Raw genomic sequence first — 3,152 nt, 5'->3', positions numbered from 1 at the left:
GCCCAGCCCGACGCTCCCCTCTCCTCCCTCGAGCTGCTCTCCTCCTCCGAGCGCCAGCAGCTCCTCCTCGACTGGAATCAGACAGACGCGGACTTTCCTCGCGACACGTGCATCCACCACGTCGTCGCCGCCCAGGCCCGCCTCACTCCTCACGCCGTCGCTGTCCGCATGGCCGGGCGCACCGTCTCCTACGCGGCCCTCGATGCCTGGGCCCACCAGCTCGCCCTCCACCTGCTCTCGGCGGGTGTCTCACGGGGTAGCCGCGTCGCAGTCCTCGCGGAGCGCTCCCCCGAGTTGGTCGCGGGCCTTCTCGCCGTGCTCAAGGCCGGTGCCGCCTACGTCCCCGTCTCTCCCGGCGTTCCCCCAGATCGCCTCGCCTTCATGCTCGAGGACAGCGCCTCCTCTGTCCTCCTCGCTCCCCGCCACCGGCTTCCCTCGCTCGCCTCCGTCTCCGCCCACGTCCTCCCCCTGGAGACGGACTTCCCCTCGGACGCGTCGCCCCTCCCCGTAACACCCGTGGGTCCGGACGACCTGGCCTACGTCATCTACACCTCCGGCAGCACCGGCCGACCCAAGGGCGTCGCCGTGCACCACCGCGGGTTGATGAACCTCGTCTCCTGGCACCAGCGCACCTACGCGCTGTCCCCTGACGACTCCACCGCGCTCACCGCGGGCGTCGCCTTCGACGCATCCACCTGGGAGGTGTGGCCCTCCCTCGCCTCTGGCGCCTCCCTCGTCGTCCCTCCGGATGCCGTCCGCGCCGAGCCCGCGCTCCTCCTGAGCTGGCTCGCCACCGAATCCATCACCACCTGCTTCATGCCCACGCCACTCGCCGAGGCGGTCCTTCGCGAGGAGTGGCCCAGGCCCATCGCCCTGCGCGCCCTGCTGACGGGCGGCGACGCCCTCCACCACGGCCCGCCGCCCTCCGTGCCCGCCTCACTCTTCAACCACTACGGCCCCACCGAGAGCACCGTCGTCGCGACCTTCACCCCCGTCTCCGCTTCTCGCGACGACGGCGCACGTCCGCCCATTGGCCGCCCCATCTCCAACACCCGCACCTACGTGCTCGACGCACGGCTGCGCCCCGTGCCTGTCGGTGTCCCTGGAGAGCTCTTCCTCGCCAGCGAAGGCCTCGCTTGGGGCTACCTGGGGCAGCCCGCCCTCACCGCGGAGCGCTTCCTCCCACACCCCTTCTCCTCCACGCCCGGCGCCCGCCTCTACCGCACCGGCGACGTCGTCCGCTGGCGCGCCGACGGCCAGCTCGACTACCTCCAGCGCCTCGACTTCCAGGTGAAGATCCGCGGCTTCCGCATCGAGCTCGGTGAAATCGAAGCCTCCCTCCTCAACCATCCCCAGGTGCACGAGGCGGTCGTCCTCGCTCGGGAGGACTCGCCTGGTGACAAGCGGCTCGTCGCCTACGTCGTGCCCACCTCCGGTCACGTCTTGGACACCTCCGTGCTGCGCGCGTTCCTCAAGGAGCGACTGCCCGAGTACATGGTGCCCGCGGCCTACGTGGGGATGGAGTCCCTTCCGCTCAACGCCAACGGCAAGGTGGACCGGAAGGCCCTCCCCACTCCCGACGCCTCGCCCCGCGCGGACTTCATCGCGCCTCGCAACCCCACCGAGCAGAAGCTCGCGGAGGTCTTCGCCCAGGTGCTCCGCGTGGAGCGCGTCGGCATCCACGACGACTTCTTCGCGCTCGGCGGCCACTCCCTTCTCGCCACCCAGCTCGTCTCTCGCGTGCGGGCCACGCTCCGGCACGAGTTCCCCGTGCGTGCGCTGTTCGAGGCCCCGACAGTCGCCGCGCTCGCCGAGCGAATCGACTCGATTCCAGCCGCCCCCTCTTCGACACCGATTCGCATTCCCCCCCTGCATGCCACCACCGCGCCGTTGTCCTTCGCGCAGCAGCGCCTGTGGCTGTTGGATCAACTCCGGCCGGGCAGCGCCGCGTACAACATCCCCACGGCCTTGCGCCTGAAGGGTGCACTCGACGGTGCGGCCCTGCGGCGCGCCTTCGAGGCATTGGTCGCCCGGCATGAGACGCTACGCACCACGCTCTTCCAGCAGCAGGGGCAACCCGCGCAGCGCATCCACTCGCCCGCGACGTGGACGTTGCCGCTCGTGGATCTCTCCGCCCTCCCCGAAGCCCAGAGGGAAGAGGAGGCACGCAGGCTCGCCGCTGAGGAGGCGCAGCGTCCCTTCGACCTGGGAGTGGGACCGCTCCTGCGAACCTCGCTGGTGCGCTTGAGCGAAGCAGAGCATGTGCTGCTCGTGACGATGCACCACATCGTCTCCGACGGCTGGTCCATGGGCATCCTCGTTCGCGAGATGGTGGCCTTCTACGAAGCCTTCATCACGGACAGGACGCCGGCCCTCGCGCCGCTGCCCGTGCAGTACGCGGGCTTCGCGGTCTGGCAGCAGGGCTGGCTCCAGGGGGAGACACTGGAGGCACAGCTCGGCTACTGGAAGGCTCAGCTCGGGGGGGCGCCCGTCGCGTTGGAGCTGCCGACGGACCGACCGCGTCCGCCCGTGCAGTCACACCGGGGTTCGACGGTGTCCGTGCACGTGCCGTTGCCCGTGTCCGAAGCCATCAAGACGCTGGCTCAGCGCGAGGGGGCTACGCCGTTCATGGCATTGCTCGGCGCGTTCCAGCTCCTCCTGTCGCGCTACTCCGGGCAGGACGACATCCGCGTGGGCTCCCCCATCGCGGGACGCACGCAGGAGGAGACCGAAGGCCTCATCGGCTTCTTCATCAACACGCTGGTGCTGCGTGCTCGCGTGGAGCCTCGAGCGACGTTCAAGCAACTGCTCGCCCAGGTCCGAGGCACGACGCTCTCGGCCTATGAGCATCAGCATCTGCCGTTCGAGAAGCTGGTGGAGGCCCTCCAGCCCGTGCGCGACCTGAGCCGCAGTGCGCTCTTCCAGGCCATGTTCGTGCTGCAGAACGCGCCCATCGAAGCACTCCAGATGCCGGGGCTGTCCTTCGAGCAACTTCCGCTCGATTCGCACTCGGCGAAGTTCGATCTCACGCTGACCCTTCAGGATTCACCCCAGGGGTTCAGGGGCGTCCTGGAGTACGCCACGGATCTCTTCGAGGCCTCGACCGTGCAGCGCATGGCCGGCCACCTCGGCGTGCTGCTCGAGGCCATCGC

1 protein-coding gene is annotated in these 3,152 nt (G+C 69.7%); it reads left to right on the top strand.

Translation table 11 applies throughout. The annotated features are described in order from the left end of the window. Nucleotides 1-168: 168 nt before the first annotated feature. On the top strand, nt 169-3,152 hold a 2,984-nt coding region (locus GTY96_RS36935; protein WP_235686141.1), incomplete at its 3' end, for an amino acid adenylation domain-containing protein.

It is taken from the genome of Corallococcus silvisoli (assembly GCF_009909145.1).
GTDB lineage: Bacteria > Myxococcota > Myxococcia > Myxococcales > Myxococcaceae > Corallococcus > Corallococcus silvisoli.
This window is presented reverse-complemented; position numbering and strand designations above follow the sequence as displayed.